The sequence below is a fragment of the Methanofastidiosum sp. genome (assembly GCA_020854815.1).
GTDB lineage: Archaea > Methanobacteriota_B > Thermococci > Methanofastidiosales > Methanofastidiosaceae > Methanofastidiosum.
In genome coordinates this window covers 1-14,925 of record JAHKLW010000012.1, presented here as the reverse complement: position 1 = coordinate 14,925, position 14,925 = coordinate 1, and the positions used below count along the sequence as shown (strand labels likewise).

At 34.4% G+C, this 14,925-nt stretch carries 20 protein-coding genes; 11 read left to right on the top strand and 9 right to left on the bottom strand.

Annotated elements, in window-relative coordinates; genetic code table 11:
- Positions 1 to 28 precede the first annotated feature (28 nt).
- The 4 genes from KO464_01290 to cobO form a co-directional block, all read right to left on the bottom strand.
- Entirely contained in the window at positions 29 to 373 is a 345-nt protein-coding gene (locus KO464_01290) for a response regulator (protein MCC7572006.1), read from the bottom strand.
- Positions 374 to 382: 9 nt separating this feature from the next.
- On the bottom strand, positions 383 to 715 hold the full coding sequence (locus KO464_01285; protein ID MCC7572005.1) for a hypothetical protein: 333 nt from the start codon (positions 713 to 715) through the stop codon (positions 383 to 385).
- Positions 716 to 761: 46 nt separating this feature from the next.
- Entirely contained in the window at positions 762 to 1,487 is a 726-nt protein-coding gene (locus KO464_01280; GenBank protein MCC7572004.1) for a prepilin peptidase, read from the bottom strand.
- Between the two features lie 71 nt (positions 1,488 to 1,558).
- Complete coding sequence (gene cobO, locus KO464_01275; GenBank protein ID MCC7572003.1) at positions 1,559 to 2,077, bottom strand: cob(I)yrinic acid a,c-diamide adenosyltransferase; 519 nt, start codon at positions 2,075 to 2,077, stop codon at positions 1,559 to 1,561.
- Positions 2,078 to 2,194: 117 nt separating this feature from the next.
- Between cobO and KO464_01270 the strand changes: the two genes are divergently transcribed.
- The 6 genes from KO464_01270 to KO464_01245 all read left to right on the top strand — a co-directional run bounded on the left by KO464_01270 (position 2,195) and on the right by KO464_01245 (position 6,940).
- Positions 2,195 to 3,097, top strand: coding sequence for an ABC transporter ATP-binding protein (locus KO464_01270; GenBank protein ID MCC7572002.1), 903 nt, complete (start codon positions 2,195 to 2,197; stop codon positions 3,095 to 3,097).
- Positions 3,090 to 4,853: an ABC transporter permease gene (locus KO464_01265; GenBank protein MCC7572001.1), complete on the top strand. Its 1,764-nt coding sequence runs from the start codon at positions 3,090 to 3,092 to the stop codon at positions 4,851 to 4,853. The genes KO464_01270 and KO464_01265 overlap by 8 nt, the downstream gene beginning before the upstream one ends.
- Entirely contained in the window at positions 4,850 to 5,926 is a 1,077-nt protein-coding gene (locus KO464_01260; GenBank protein ID MCC7572000.1) for an ABC transporter permease, read from the top strand. Before KO464_01265 ends, KO464_01260 begins: the two co-directional genes overlap by 4 nt.
- A 111-nt stretch (positions 5,927 to 6,037) precedes the next feature.
- Entirely contained in the window at positions 6,038 to 6,367 is a 330-nt protein-coding gene (locus tag KO464_01255; protein MCC7571999.1) for a hypothetical protein, read from the top strand.
- 8 nt (positions 6,368 to 6,375) lie between these two features.
- Positions 6,376 to 6,711, top strand: a complete 336-nt coding sequence (locus KO464_01250; protein ID MCC7571998.1) for a phage holin family protein — start codon at positions 6,376 to 6,378, stop codon at positions 6,709 to 6,711.
- Positions 6,680 to 6,940 (top strand): hypothetical protein, encoded by a 261-nt coding sequence (locus KO464_01245; protein MCC7571997.1) that lies wholly within the window; start codon positions 6,680 to 6,682, stop codon positions 6,938 to 6,940. Before KO464_01250 ends, KO464_01245 begins: the two co-directional genes overlap by 32 nt.
- Position 6,941: 1 nt before the next feature.
- Here the strand turns inward: KO464_01245 and KO464_01240 are convergent, their stop codons facing one another.
- The 3 genes from KO464_01240 to KO464_01230 are packed head-to-tail and all read right to left on the bottom strand — an operon-like array spanning position 6,942 to position 9,186.
- The gene (locus KO464_01240; GenBank protein ID MCC7571996.1) at positions 6,942 to 7,475 is read right to left on the bottom strand and encodes a hypothetical protein; all 534 of its coding nucleotides are present in this window, start codon (positions 7,473 to 7,475) and stop codon (positions 6,942 to 6,944) included.
- 8 nt (positions 7,476 to 7,483) lie between these two features.
- Positions 7,484 to 7,897, bottom strand: coding sequence for a hypothetical protein (locus KO464_01235; GenBank protein ID MCC7571995.1), 414 nt, complete (start codon positions 7,895 to 7,897; stop codon positions 7,484 to 7,486).
- An 8-nt stretch (positions 7,898 to 7,905) separates the two neighbouring features.
- The gene (locus KO464_01230) at positions 7,906 to 9,186 is read right to left on the bottom strand and encodes a phenylacetate--CoA ligase (GenBank protein ID MCC7571994.1); all 1,281 of its coding nucleotides are present in this window, start codon (positions 9,184 to 9,186) and stop codon (positions 7,906 to 7,908) included.
- 128 nt (positions 9,187 to 9,314) lie between these two features.
- Here KO464_01230 and KO464_01225 point away from each other — a divergent pair, with 128 nt between their 5' ends.
- Genes KO464_01225 through rimI form a run of 4 tightly spaced genes read left to right on the top strand, consistent with a single transcriptional unit; the run spans position 9,315 to position 12,677 of the window.
- Positions 9,315 to 9,812 carry a hypothetical protein gene (locus tag KO464_01225; protein MCC7571993.1) on the top strand — a complete coding sequence of 166 codons (498 nt, stop codon included), beginning with the start codon at positions 9,315 to 9,317 and terminating at the stop codon, positions 9,810 to 9,812.
- Positions 9,796 to 11,856: a minichromosome maintenance protein MCM gene (locus tag KO464_01220; protein MCC7571992.1), complete on the top strand. Its 2,061-nt coding sequence runs from the start codon at positions 9,796 to 9,798 to the stop codon at positions 11,854 to 11,856. Before KO464_01225 ends, KO464_01220 begins: the two co-directional genes overlap by 17 nt.
- Positions 11,857 to 11,866: 10 nt before the next feature.
- Positions 11,867 to 12,253, top strand: coding sequence for a Holliday junction resolvase (locus KO464_01215; GenBank protein ID MCC7571991.1), 387 nt, complete (start codon positions 11,867 to 11,869; stop codon positions 12,251 to 12,253).
- Positions 12,243 to 12,677: a ribosomal protein S18-alanine N-acetyltransferase gene (gene rimI, locus KO464_01210; protein MCC7571990.1), complete on the top strand. Its 435-nt coding sequence runs from the start codon at positions 12,243 to 12,245 to the stop codon at positions 12,675 to 12,677. The genes KO464_01215 and rimI overlap by 11 nt, the downstream gene beginning before the upstream one ends.
- Here rimI and KO464_01205 read toward each other — a convergent pair.
- Positions 12,674 to 12,913: a hypothetical protein gene (locus KO464_01205; GenBank protein ID MCC7571989.1), complete on the bottom strand. Its 240-nt coding sequence runs from the start codon at positions 12,911 to 12,913 to the stop codon at positions 12,674 to 12,676. The genes rimI and KO464_01205 overlap by 4 nt on opposite strands.
- A 297-nt stretch (positions 12,914 to 13,210) precedes the next feature.
- Here KO464_01205 and KO464_01200 point away from each other — a divergent pair, with 297 nt between their 5' ends.
- Positions 13,211 to 14,512 carry a nucleotide sugar dehydrogenase gene (locus KO464_01200; GenBank protein ID MCC7571988.1) on the top strand — a complete coding sequence of 434 codons (1,302 nt, stop codon included), beginning with the start codon at positions 13,211 to 13,213 and terminating at the stop codon, positions 14,510 to 14,512.
- 1 nt (position 14,513) lies between these two features.
- Here the strand turns inward: KO464_01200 and KO464_01195 are convergent.
- Positions 14,514 to 14,925 (bottom strand): gfo/Idh/MocA family oxidoreductase (locus KO464_01195; protein MCC7571987.1); only part of this gene is annotated, 412 nt, incomplete at its 5' end.

Below are 14,925 nucleotides of genomic sequence, written 5' to 3'. Positions count from 1 at the left end.
TTAATATATTTAAGAGTTATTACTATTTCTACTTCTTAGCATATTTGTTAATTAGATCGTTTAGCTCAGAGATCTTAAATGGTTTTCTTATTACGTCTTTTGCCCCAGCTTCAAGAGCTTTGGGACCAAGGTAACCATATGCTGTAATTGCAACTATTCTTGCATCTGGGTCAATGCTTAATATTTCTTTTGTTACCTCCATTCCATCTTTTTTTGGTAGTTTTAAATCCATTAAAACAATGTCGGGTTTATGTTCAATGTACATCTCGAGAGCTTCATCCCCGTCCTTAGCTAGAAGAAGTTCGAAACCAAGTGAGATTTTATAAAAATCCAAGAGCTCCAAATAATCTTCGGCTATTAATACTTTTACCATTTTGATGCCTCATGTGATTTCATTATACATTCTTTCCATATTATCAAGAGTTTTTTTCAGGAACAACAATTGTTCTCTCTCTTTGGAGGGCAGGCTTTCAGGCTTTAAAGCGTCCGCCACACCCATTACTATTGTTAGAGGGTTTCTAAAATAATCAATTACATTTCTAATTCTATATGACATATACTCAAGAATCACTGCAGCAACTAAAAATGCTATAATTGATCCCCTCACCATGTAAAAAGATCTGTCCCCAAGCAAGAAATAGGAAATCCCTATTAACAATATTACCAAAACTGAAATTAGGTAACCGCCTATTTTAATACTAAAGATCTTTTTCATAGACTATTAATAAAAAAAGTCGATGTATAAAAGCATTTCTGTTGTCTCAAATAAAGCTCATAACTATCTTAAGCATAACATCTCCAAAAAATACGGCTATAAAATATCCAAATGTTATGGGTACGACAAATGGAAGGCCCGGTGTGACCCAAAGAGTACCTATTCCTTTTTCATCAAGATCTTCTTTGTACTTTTTAACGTCGAAGTCAAGGTCTCCAATGAAAAGTCTAATTGTTCTTTTTCCTTCTTTAAATTCTTCTAAAGGGTAATACTTGTCTGAGAGTCTTTCTGTATTAAGCCTATAGCCAACCATCATGGCAAGTATTTTTTTGACTGTTCCTGAATCATATCCCTTTGGGGAATCCTTCCTAGATAGATTATAGCTTAAAATCACAATAGGGAGGAAAATGCTTAATATTAGGGCATTATCAAATACTGATATCGGAAAAAGTCCAAAAGCATATTCTTTTCCAGGAAGAGACGGTAGAAGTGCACCAAGGCCCATTAGTATTTTTCCATCTCCTCCCCCAAATAATCCCAAGTAAAATAAAAGCAAAGCTATGCCAAACATTAGTAAAAATACGCCTGCTGTGAATAATAAAGGCATAAATGATTGGAAGGATAAGGACACATAAATCGCATGGACAAATCCTATTATTGCGAGGGCAACCCAGTGCCACTCTTCAATTTCTCTCTTTTTAATGTCAAGATAAGAAGCGTGAAAAAGGACAGCACCACCTATGACTATCTTAAGAACAATGAACAAATCCATGAAATTAATAAAGGCTTTGAATTTAAAAGGTTTTGATTGCCCAATAACTAATCCTATATTTTTCTAAGCCACTAATACTCAATGCCTTCTCTTGCACTAATGCCTTTCGTGTATGGATGCTTTATTTCAACTATCTCTGAAACTAAGTCGGCAAGTTCAATTATCTCTTTAGGGGCCGATCTTCCAGTAAGTACGACTTCAACATTTTCAGGTTTATTTTTGAGCAAATCAATTGCTATGTCCAAATTTAATAATTTAAAATGTAAGGCAATGTTTATCTCATCAAGGACAACAATATCGTATTTTCCGCTATTAATTATTTTTTTAGAAAACTCAAAAGCTTCAGTTGCAAGATCGATATCCTCTTTATTTGGATTTTTAAAGTTTACAAATTTTGGTTTCCCAAAGGATATTATTTCAATATTCTCTATTTTTTCTATGGCAAAATGCTCCCCATATATATTGCCTTGTTTCATGAATTGTATGATCATAGACTTTAGTCCTCGACCAGAAGCTCTTAAGGCCAGTCCAAACGCTGCAGTGCTCTTACCCTTTCCATTACCGGTATATACCTGAATTAATCCCTTCATAATCCTCTATTGAATTAAGAAGTAATCATTTAAAAAATAAACTATAAATAAAATATTGAGAATTCCTTAATTGAAAACAAAGACGTTTAAATAGAAACAGCTCCCTATTCTTTCTTAATGATAGAGTTTCTTGATGTTTCCAAATTCTTTGGAGATCACAAGGCTTTGGATAGTGCCAGTATTAGAATAGAGAACGGAACCACCATTGGGATAGTTGGCCCAAATGGTGCAGGAAAAACTACTTTAATCCGACTTCTCTGCGGCATTTTAAAGCCATCAAAGGGTCAGATACTAATTGATGGGAAGGATCTCCAAAAGCATTCTACAGATATAAAAAAGATAATAGGTTATCTACCTGAAGAGCCTAATCTGTATGAAAGACCCAAAGCAGGAGAGCTTTTGGAATACTTTGGATTATTATATGGGGTACCAAGGGAAAAGATTAATCAGAGGATCGATGAGTTACTAAAACTAGTTGGTCTATCGGATAGAAAGGATTGGACTGTATCTTCATTCTCTAAAGGTATGAGACAAAGACTCGCAATTTCGAGAGCATTAATTCATGACCCCACGATAATTGTTTTTGATGAGCCTACGATGGGATTAGATCCACTCACCTCAAAAAGAATAAGAGATTTTATTAAAACATTGAAGAAAGACAAGACAATTATTTTATGTACTCATTATATGTATGAAGCAGAGCAATTATGTGATAAAATAGCAATCATTGACAAAGGGGAAATAAAAGCTTACGATACAATTGATAATCTCAAAAAAATATACATCAAGGAAAAAACCTTTAAGATTGGCCTAAAAAACATGAAAAAGGAGATTATGGATAGGATCTCTCTCGATAAAAATCTAAAAGTAGAGGAAAAGGGAGAAAATTATCTCATCATAAAAGCCCAAGACTATGAAGATCTAAACTATATTCTCCGTGAGGAAGTCATTTATTTTGAAGATTTAACGCCTTCTCTTGAAGAGGTTTTTATTGAGTTAGTTGGTAGTAAAAATGATTGAACAGATGATAAAATGGGAACTTGGAAGGCTATTTAAAAATAGAAAATTCAAAATAGCCTTTGTCCTACAACTTATTGTAATACTACTTATAATTCCCCTTTTTGGTAGCTATGTTAAGGCCCTAGAAGAAGGAGGATTCTTCAATCTATCTGTGGGGGGTAAAGGGTATCTCCCTATAGGGATATCTTCTGAAAAAAATTCTTTGACCGATATTATTTCAGAAAATAAAAGATTTGATATTCTGTGGTTGGGAGAAAAAGAAGGATTTGAATTATTAAATAATGGAAGGATTTCAGCCTTTTTAGTTATAGGAAATGATTTCGAGAACAGAATAAGAAGTTATAGATCCTCAACTGTTGAAGTGTATCTCAACAATCAAAACCCCAAGAGTGTTTCTGCCTATTCAGAACTAAATAGCATACTACTCGGATTCAGGGACGGTGCAATAGAAGCTAGAATTAGAGATCTGCCAATCACATCTCCAGATATCGAACTTGTTTCTCAATCAACATCAGATAATACCCAAGTTTCTGGAAGCCAAAATATTCCAAACAACGTGCAAGAGCCTTCTGAAGACATAACAAATATACCAGATAGACCGGCTAATTTCCAGGAGCAGATAGAAAGAACAAGAAAATCATTTGAAGATGAGAGAGGGGGCTACATCGTCCTTCTAGTTTTGCTATTGCCTCTATTCCTAAGTGGTGGCATGCTAATTGACTTACTTATATCTGAAAAAGAAAGAAGAACGGGAGAAATGCTTTTGGCGCTTCCTATGAAAAGAGAAAAAATATTTTATTCAAAGTTTATTTCTATACTGGCAATTATTTTATTTCAGCTTTTATTCTGGGTTATAACCCTCTATTATTTTGGAAGAATAGCTAATCCATTAATCATATTGCCACTAACAATAACGGCCATATTACTCCTTAGCATAACAGGACTGATTGGAGTTTATTCAAAAAATTACAAGGATTCAGCCCTCATTGTAACTGTGACATTTATTCTTCTATTTTTCTTATTATTTGGAACATCCACTCTCTATGTCGCCGGACTAAAAGAGGCAGCAGCTATATCTCCCTTATCTCTTGTGATAGCAATTGAAAATGGAACATATTCTTTGAAAGAAGCTGCAATTTCTATATTGCCCTCCCTAAGTTTTTCCATTGCGCTCATATATTTATCCACAGTCCTTTACAGAAAAGATGAATTTTATTTTGGCCCTAGGCCGAGTATATCTGACCTTATCTTTGAATTTGCAGGTAAACTTAGATTAAAGAATAGAATATACAGCCCATACCTCATAGCTCTTATTTTTGGGTTTATCGCTATTTTTATATCCATAGTATTAGAGATATTCTTCGGTATTATCATTCTTTACTTCACGGAATCTATATTTGTCATACTGTTTCTGTGGGCAACTATAGAAGAAGTATCAAAAAGTATGGGTGTTTTCTCAGCGAAAAAATATTTTCCATTGAAATGGCACGAAGGAATGTTAGCTGGTATGACCTCTGGCTTTGGATTTACCTTGCTTGAAAATATTATATTCACAGTTTTTGCACTAAATATATTTCCAGATTATGCGCTTAGAGTTTTTGTTATGAGAACATTTCTTTCTGGAGGCATACATATTGTATCAACTGGCGTTATCGGGATAGGTATTGCAGAGAGAAAGTATATGATACCAGCATTTTTAGCAGGAATACTAATACACTTTGTATACAATATCACGGTGTTAAAGGGGGCACTATGAGAAAAGAAGTCATTTATCTTGCAATAAAAGAGTTTAAAGATATTTTGAGGGAGAAGGTATACATACTTGCTTTTTTACTCCAACTGTTCATAGTAATTGGAATAGTGTTAATAGGAACGTCTTATGCTTACATCCAGACTTATGTTGATGATCCTAATAGCCAAGGCACTTTTCTTGTTTATTCTGAATTAGAAGGATTCTCTGGATACTTAAACGAGGAGTCGATTAATAGTGTTACTTTGAGAAATCCTGAGTTCAGTGGTGCACTCCCCCAAAACATTGATGGTGTTATATGGGCTGAAAAAGATTCAATTAAGATATTACTCAAAAATCCGACTAGCTTTCAAGATATATCAGACCCTCTGAAAAGAGCATATCTAAAAGCAAAGATGAAAGATGAGATCTCAGGTGAAATATTAAATCCTCTATCAATTAATATATACCCCAAGGATTACATCTATAATCTGGCAGATCTGTTCTTTGTGGAAATAATGCAGACTCTTCTGATACCTCTTATCCTGCTTTTGCCTATATTTCTTTCAATGAATATATTATCTGATTCGATAGTTGGGGAAAAAGAAAGAAAAACTTTTGAAATATTACTTGCATCTCCATTAAAAAGGATAGAGATTATTCTTGGCAAGATACTACCAACTTTTGCAATTTCAATTGTCCAGATAATAATATGGACTATAGTTTTAAGTGCCAGAGGTATCTCAATTTTCAATATACCATTGGTTTTAATATTTCTTTCAATAATCATGCTTCTGCTATTTTCCATATCCATAGTTTTTTCAAATATATCTTCAAATATAACAGAGTCAAACCTCTTCCTAACTCTCTTCATGATGATTGTGACTCTCATTATGTTTGTTCCTATACCTGTTGAGAATTCTTTATTAAAAGAGATACTGAGCTATTCTCCCATTATACCTTTGATTAAAATAGCCTCTAATCCTTCTGTAGATTTGTTAGAAATAGGCAAGTATATGGCTATTTATTCTGGACTTGCATTAGTTTCACTATTTATTGCTCTAAAAGGAATTGCTAATGACGAAAATATCCGGTTGTAATACTTGATGTCAATTATACCAATGAACTGATTAATTATTACAAAAATTAAAAATAATTAAAGTATAGAATAATTTTATAAATATTGAAAACACTATAAGTTTGGTGATTGTTTGAAAGAAGTTAAAATTGCTGATATCCAAGAAGAAATTGAAAAAGAAATTGAAGTGGGAAAAAAGATGGTCGACGAAGGAAAGAAACTTTTAGAAGAAGGAAAATATAAGCTCAATGAAAGTAAATCCAGAATCAGAGAATTGGGAGATGAAGCAGGCATAAAACTAAAAGATTTTGAAGAAAAACATCATGATGAACTCGATTATGTAGTTAAAGAATCTGAAAAGGCCCTTCAGGAAACAGAAATATTCATCAGAAAAAACCCGGTGCTGAGCGTGTTCGCAGCTTTCGGCTTTGGATACATAATGGGCAAACTATTGAGAAAGTAAGTGAGACAATGATAGAAACAGTGCCCCTAAACAAACTCATTGAATTACTGGTAAAGTACATTGGAGTATATATCAAGCAAGGGGCTTCGGATGCCATAGAAGAGGCAATAAAAGAGCCTGTGACTAGACTATCAAAGATTGTTTTTCTGACAGTTGGTTCTTCAATACTGGCCTTTTCAGGGATAGTGGCTCTTTTTATTTCACTAATATTCTTCTTAAAGAATGTTCTTGGAAGCTATATGATGGCCTTCTTGATTGTCGGGATAATATTAGTCATTGTAGGGGCTATACTTGGATATGGAGGTTACACTTATGGAAGAAAGGATACAAAAAGAAGACATTGAGAAGTTGTTAAAAGAAATAAAACTCAGAATTGGATCTGAAGATGATATGCTGGGGGTTATAGAAAAACACCCTGTGCCGGTCCTTCTTGCCGCTTTTGGAGCTGGAGTTTTATTGTCACAAATAGATGATTTCCTGATTGAAAAAGTAGAAACTGGTGGAAGTTGTCCTGCAATTGATGAAATTATGAAAGTTGGCCTTCCTTTATTAATAAAAAAATTTATTAAATAAATTATCTATCAAAGTAAATGCTCTTGCTTGAAACAGAGAGGGGTATTCCCATGACTACATCGCCATCAATTAGACACATTTCCATCGCTGTTGCCCCGATTGAGTACATTATCCTGTTATCAAGATTTAGCATTTGAGCCGTCTTTGATGCGCTACCGAGTGCTATACCAAGATCTACTAAGGCAAAGGCGCATACTGGAGCTGTATAATCATTTATTTTTTTCTTTTCTGGAATTGTGTTGCAATCGTAACCGCACATTCCACAATTTAATCCCAAAGGTGGTTTTGCACTTACGCTGATAAGGACTATTGCATCAGATTCTAAAGTATTTTTTGAATCTCTAAGAAAGAATTTTAGCCCTTTTTTATCCCCATATACTTTCATTTTTTCAACTAATTCTTTGTGCTCTTTACTCCCTTTGTAGATTGTTTTTGTTCTTATATCGTCAACGCCTTTGCCCTTAGGCGCTGTGATTGCTGCTATTTCAATAAGACTCGCAGCGATCTTTATACTTTCATTGATTTCTATCGTCATATGTGCACCTAAATATTTTCAAGTATATTTATTCCATTTGATTTTAAAACCTCTATTGACTTCTTCAGATCACTTACTTTTAATATCAATATGGCCTTTTTTTCTATTTTTGTTATAAATGCGTAAGCGTACTCAATGTTAATTGAAGCGTCGCTTAATAGGGAAGCTATTAAGCCCATAACACCAGGTTTATCCTCCATGAGAACACCTAAAACTTCTCCCGTTCTAAAAGACATTCCAGCATCTTTGAGGAGCATGGTTGCTTTTTCATTATTATCGGTTATCATTCTTACAAGACCAAATTCTCCTGCTTCAACTAATTGTAAAGCTCGTATATCCACACCATTTTTTCCAATAATATTACAGAGCTCAGCAAGCCTCCCATGTCTATTGTCAATAAAAACACTTATCTGCTCTACCATTCCAACACCTACATATCCTTTCTTAAATCGATTATTCTTTTTGCTTTCCCTTCAGGCCTTGGTATTTGACCAGGTTCTACAAGTTCTACATCAACGCCCAGACTTAACATTTCAAAGAGCTTTCGCTTAATTTCTTTTTCAAGCATTATGAGTTCGGATATACTGTCTGAAAAGATCTCATTTGTGACTTCAACTTTTATCATAAGCTTGTCCAAAATATCTCTGTCAACAATGATTTGATAATGATCTCCAACGCCTTTTAATTCCATTAAGACTTCTTCTATCTGGCTCGGGAAAACATTTACTCCTCTGACAATTAACATATCGTCGCTTCTTCCAGTAATTCTTCCAATTCTTGGATGTAAAAGTCCACATGCACATTCTTCCCAAGTTGTCCAAGACAAATCTTTTGTTCTGTATCTCAAAACTGGCATTGCTTCTCTTTGAAGAGTTGTAAACACTAGTTCACCCTTTCCCTCACCATCTACATCTGTTTTGTTTCCTTCATTATCAATTGTTTCAACTATAAAATGGTCAGACCATGTATGGAGTCCGTTATGTTCGGAACATTCAATACCGACACCAGGCCCACACAACTCAGTAAGCCCATATATATCAAAGGCTTCAAGTCCGAGCCCTTTCTCTATTCTTTTTCTCATATTCTCAGACCAAGGCTCAGCGCCAAACACTCCTCTAGCTAAATAAAGTTCATCGAGTTTCAAGTCATTGCTTTTGATAACTTCTGAAATCATCAATGCATAAGATGGGGTACATGCTAGAGTAGTTGTCTTCATGTCCTTTAGTATCTTAATCTGTCTCATTGTATTTCCACTGCTAGTAGGAATAACTGCGGCGCCCAGTCTTTCAGCACCATAATGAAGTCCAAGCCCCCCTGTAAATAGACCATAGCCATAACTCACCTGAACAATATCATGGTGATTTGCACCAACTGTTTCAAGGCACCTCTTGTTTAACTCAGCCCACACTTCAATGTCTCTTTTAGTGTATGGCACCACTGTTGGAACACCTGTCGTACCAGAAGAGGAATGGAATCTAACAACTTTATCAAGTGGTGTAGCTATCAATCCATAAGGATAATTATGTCTTAGATCCTCTTTTGATATGAATGGAAGTTTTGAGATGTCGTCCAATCCTTTGATATCTTCAGGTTTTACGCCTTTTTCTTGCATTTTTTGTTTGTAATAAGGGATATTGTCCCATGAATATTTGACATTTTTAACAAGGAGTTTACCTTGGGATTTCCTTATCTCTTCGATCTTTTTTTGCAATCAATCCCTCCAAAAAAATTATAACTGAACACGATGTCTAAATCTGAGTATATATTTTTATCGTATTACTTATTCTACATTAAGATAAAAGCTTTTATAAAACCTTACTCTCATGAACTTAAGAGAATATGTCAGAACAAAATCTTATCCCTTTTAAAGCAAATAAAACTTTTAGCCTGTCTAATAAGAGTTACGAAGAAGGTAGGGATTATGAGCTTCATTTCCTGGAAGTTGAAGTTCTGATAAATGAAGGATTGGTAGATATAATTCCTCTAAACTCTGTAGATTATAGGAAAATGTTAAAGGAAGAGGCGTCCTCAGAAAAAATTTTAGAATTGAGTGAAAACTTTTTTAACTTTGCAAGGATATCTCAGAAATATCTCAAAGAAAAAAGTATTCTTTCAGAAATGGACAAAAAGGCATACAGTGACAGTGCAACTGCATTGAGAAATTTTCTCAGACTAAGGGCAGAAAAAATTTTAAAAGCTCTGTTAATTGAAAATAAAAAAATTGAAGTTCACGAGTCGGAGTTAGTTTTCAGTTCATTGATTGGTGATGAGATATCAAAGTGGATAAAATTCAATGAGAGCATAATAAAGGGAGAAAAATATGAAGCTTGGCTATGAAGAGGTTGTTGACAGATTTAAGGAGTTTTACGAGGCCTACCCTGATGTAAGTGAGCCAAAATACAAAAAGCTAATAGATAAAATGAAGATTGAAGGAAAGAGCTCACTCTATATTAATTTTGATGATATTATAGATTTTGACTTTGATCTCTCTGAACAACTTTTGAAAGAGCCTGAACAAATCTTAGCTGGTCCAAGTGAAGCTTTAAAGGATGTTTATGGTGCCGAAACTGAAAAAAGACTCACAGCCAGATTTCTCAATTTACCATCAACTGAGAAGATTGATATTAGAAACATTAGAGCTGTACATATTAATAAATTAATCCAAGTTGAGGGCGTAGTAAGGAGAACGACAGAAGTAAAGCCAGAAGTAGTTGAGGCTGTTTTCGGCTGTGAAAGGTGTGGAGAGTATATTACTGTTATGCAAGATTCGCCAGTTTTTAAAACACCGATAACGTGTTCGAATCCTTCTTGTGGGAGAAATGGTCCTTTCAAACTAGTCAAGGCATATTCGAAATTTGTTGATTGGCAAAATATAAAGATCCAAGAGAAACCTGAAAAATTAAAAGGAGGCAGACTCCCTTGGATTATGGATTGCATAATTAAAGACGATATAGTTGATAACGCTCAGGCCGGAAATGTAGTAAATGTAGTGGGCATATTAAAAACAGTTCAGGAAAATTGGGCAAAAGGCGGCGGTAAAAGAACTACTTTTAGCAAATCCATAGAAGTAAACAGCATTGAGATAAAGGAAAAGGACATTCAAGACTTAGAGTTATCAGAAGAAGATGAAGAAAAGATACTAGAACTAGCTTCTGATCCAAAAATTTGTGAAAATATAACAAATTCTATTGCACCTTCAATTTATGGTAATCAGCATGTGAAGTATGCTGTTGCTTTACAAATGTTCTCAAGTGAAGCAAGAGTGCTTCCCGATAAAACGAGAATAAGAGGAGATTCACATATACTTCTTGTTGGTGATCCTGGAGTTGCCAAATCACAGATTCTTAAATATATCAATCTTGTTGCACCAAGGTCCATTTACACAAGTGGAAAAGGAACTTCTGCAGCCGGACTTACAGCCGCCGTAATAAGGGATGAAAGTTCTGGGAGCTTTGCACTTGAAGCTGGGGCTCTTGTTATTGCAGACAACGGTATTGCCTGTATAGATGAAATTGATAAAATGTCTAATGAAGACCGTTCTTCAATTCATGAAGCTATGGAACAGCAAACTATTTCAATTGCTAAAGCAGGTATTATCGCCACTTTAAATGCAAGAGCATCTATACTTGCAGCTGCAAATCCAAAGAGAGGAAGGTTTGATAGCTACAAGCCGCTTGGAGAACAAATAGATCTTCTTCCAACTCTTCTTTCAAGATTTGATTTAATTTTTATATTGACAGATAAACCAAAGGAAAGTGACGATAAAAAAATTGCGGAGCATATTCTAAAACTTCATTCAAATGAAAAAGATAATTCAATAATACCCCCATTAGACACAGAGGATATAAGGAAATATGCTATTTATTCAAAAAAGACTATTCGAGAGATATCTTTGACAGAAGAAGCAAAAAACAGGCTTTTGGATTTTTATGTTAGTATTAGAAAAAAGGGCGAAGAAAAAAACACACCCATCCCCATTACAGCAAGGCAGCTTGAATCCTTGATAAGATTATCTGAAGCTAGAGCAAGGATGAGACTATCGGATAAAGTTATGGTTGAAGATGTTGAAGATATTATCCAGCTTTATATGAAATCAATTGAGGAGATCGGCAAAGACCCAGAAACTGGAGAAATAGACATAGATATGATTATGACAGGTAGACCAAAATCCCAGAGAGATAAAATTACAGTAATAATGGAAATTATTTCTAATTTAGATAGGAAGAGTAATAATGAAGGTGCTCTTATAAGCGAAGTCTATGAAGAAGCGAGGGCGGAAAACATTAGCGATTCATTTACCCGTAAAATTATAGATGAGTTAAAACAGAAGGGAGACGTATATGAGCCAAGGCCCGATAGGCTAAAATTGACTCTATTGTAGGTGTTATTTGATGTCATATAATAGAGGAAGAAACTCAGAAGTGTCTTTAGTAAAAAAACTTTGGGAAAATGGGTATGCAGCCCTTAGAATGCCGGGTTCTGGCAGAGGGCAATTGTACCCACATCCTGATATTATTGCAGGTAATGGGAAGAAATATCTTGGGATAGAAGTAAAAATAAGGGCAGAAAATAGATGCTATTTCAAAGAGGAAGATGTTGAGAAGCTAAAAGTATTCTGTAATACCTTTGGTGCCGATCCATATTTTGCTGTGAGATTTGTCAGAAGATGGAGATTTTTTAGATTTCAGGATTTAGAAAAAACACCTACTGGTTATAGAGCTTCTTTTGAAAAAGGTCAAGAATTCTCTAATGTCATAGGGGAAGAAAATGATCGTTAGGACTGTAGTACCAGATGATATATATGCTGTATTAGATCTAGAATATCAAAGCTTTGATTACCCCTATCCACCTGAAATAATAAACTTTCTATATGAATCTTACAGAGACACATTTCTTGTCATAGAAAATAACGCTGTTGTTGTTGGGTTTGCCATTGGAATAGTTCAAAAAAAAGAGGGCCATATCCTTGTAATAGCCATAAGAGATGATTTCAAAAGAAAAGGCGTAGGTACATTCCTTATGAAAAAATTAATGGACGTCTACAAAAGAAAAGGCATAAATCGATTGAAACTTGAAGTTAGGGCCAGCAATACTGCAGCGATATCAATGTACACAAAACTTGGATTTAAGATTACTAACAGACTAAAACACTATTATGAAAACGGAGAAGATGGATTCCTTCTAAGAAGAGAAAATCTTTAAGTTTGTTTTTCCTTGCCCACATATTTAATCTTTTTTAGTGGCCCTTCATAATAGATTTCAATTTCCTTTTCAAGGTACTCATAAAGATACCTCTCTACAGTACTTCTGGGTATCCTTGTTTCATTTACAAGTTCTTGGATAAAGTAATCTTTACCTGATTTAGTTCTTTCTTTGAGAAGGTTTCTAATATAGTCAATTCTCTCGTTTCTCAATTCAAATTGTTTTCTCCAACCCACATTTATCACCATCGATTACATATATTGAACGATTAATCTTTAGTTATTAGTATTTAGTTACTCTTACTATATAAAGTTTTCGGTAATTAAAATTAATAATTGAGATTTAATATAGTATTTTATTGGTTAAATAATCTTGTCATAATGAATAACATTAAAAGTTTATTATCAATATTATTGATAAACAATAAAAAAAATCAAAAACTAATTTAAATATTTTTTTCAATCAGTTGAATCACAAAGTATTATGTGCAAAAGATTTATTTAGGATTCATATATCTGTCATTCGTAGATACTATGTTTAGAAATATTGTCATTGTAGGAACAGGATATGTTGGAATTCCTGTTGCCGCTATGTTTGCTGATAAAGGTTTTAATGTAGTTGGGATCAACAGGACAAAAGAAAAAGTAGATCTTATTAACAAGGGGTTATGCCCCATAGAAGGCGATGAGCCAAATCTAGCTCAGCTTATAGAAAAAGTTGTAAAAAATAAAAAGCTTGTTGCAACTACAGACTATTCTCCATGTAAAACTGCTGATGCCATATTAATCTGTGTTGAAACTCCTTTTGATTCCGACAAATGGGAACCAAAATATGATTCATTGAAATCTGCCCTAAAGAGTGTAGCCGAGAACATGTCAAAAAATTCATTAGTCATTGTTGAATCAACTATAGCCCCCACGACTATGGATACTTTAGTAAAACCAATTCTAGAAAATACGTCCAAGATGAAGGCAGGTGTGGATTTTCTGCTTGGTAACTGCCCTGAGAGAGTAATGCCTGGAAAACTTCTATATAACATTGAAAATTTGCCCAGAGTGTGTGGAGGTATAAACGAAGAAACAAGGGAGAGAATGCTTGAACTTTATGCCCATATTGTCAAAGGAGAACTTTATCCAACAGACTGCATTACAGCTGAAGTTGTAAAAACAGTGGAAAATGCATATAGAGATGTTGAGATAGCTTTTGCTAATGAAGTTGCATTGATCTGTGAAAAACTTGGAATAAACGTCTACGAAGTAAGAGAATTAGTAAATAAAGCACCGTACAGGAATATGCATTTACCGGGAGCGGGTGTTGGTGGCCACTGCCTTCCAAAAGACTCGCTATTACTCTCTTATGGTGTTAAAGGTATACTAACTCCAGAACTAATGATACTTGCAAGAAATCTAAATAAGAAGATGCCATTGCACACTGCTGGTCTTTTGATAGATGCCTTAAAAGAAAAAGATATGGATGTTAAAGATAAAAAGATTACAGTCTGTGGATTTGCCTACCTAGAGAATTCTGATGATACAAGAAATACTCCGTCCTTGGGAGTAATTAATACGCTTAAGGAAAAGGGCGCAGTTGTTATCGTTCATGACCCATTTGTGAAGAGTTATGAAAATTTGGAGATAAAAAAAGACTTTTACTCTACAATAAAAGACTCTGATGCACTAATATTTGTCACTGCTCACTCGGAATACAAGAATCTTGATCTAGATAAAATAAAGGGATTAATGAATACCCCAATTATTATTGATGGAAGAAATATCTTCGATAAGGAAGAAAGTATAAAAAAGGGGTTCTTGTACAGAGGGGTTGGAAAAGGATAAACTAAATTTTAATTATTTTATTGTCCATATATGAATCTATTGCCGAGATTGCAACTTGAAGTGCTTGAAGTCCTTCTTCCCCTGAAACAGGAGGCTCTGTATTCTTTTTTAAGTAATTGATAAAACAATCAAGTTCTATCGCCAAAGTCTCCTTTTTTTCGATCTTTGCATCCTTCTCCCACTCTTTGTCATATAAAACAAGTTTCTGCTCTATGTAATCCACTTCAGCTATGCCTTTATCTGCAACTACCGTAAGACTTCTCACTTTGTGAGGTGTGTGCCAGTTTGTATCGATTAAGCCTGTACATGTGTTTCCAAAGGTCATCAAAATTGTTGCAAAGTCTTCAAAAGGATGAATTCTTTTGCCACCTGTTGCATATACTGTTTTTACTTTTTCTTCCAATAAAAATGAC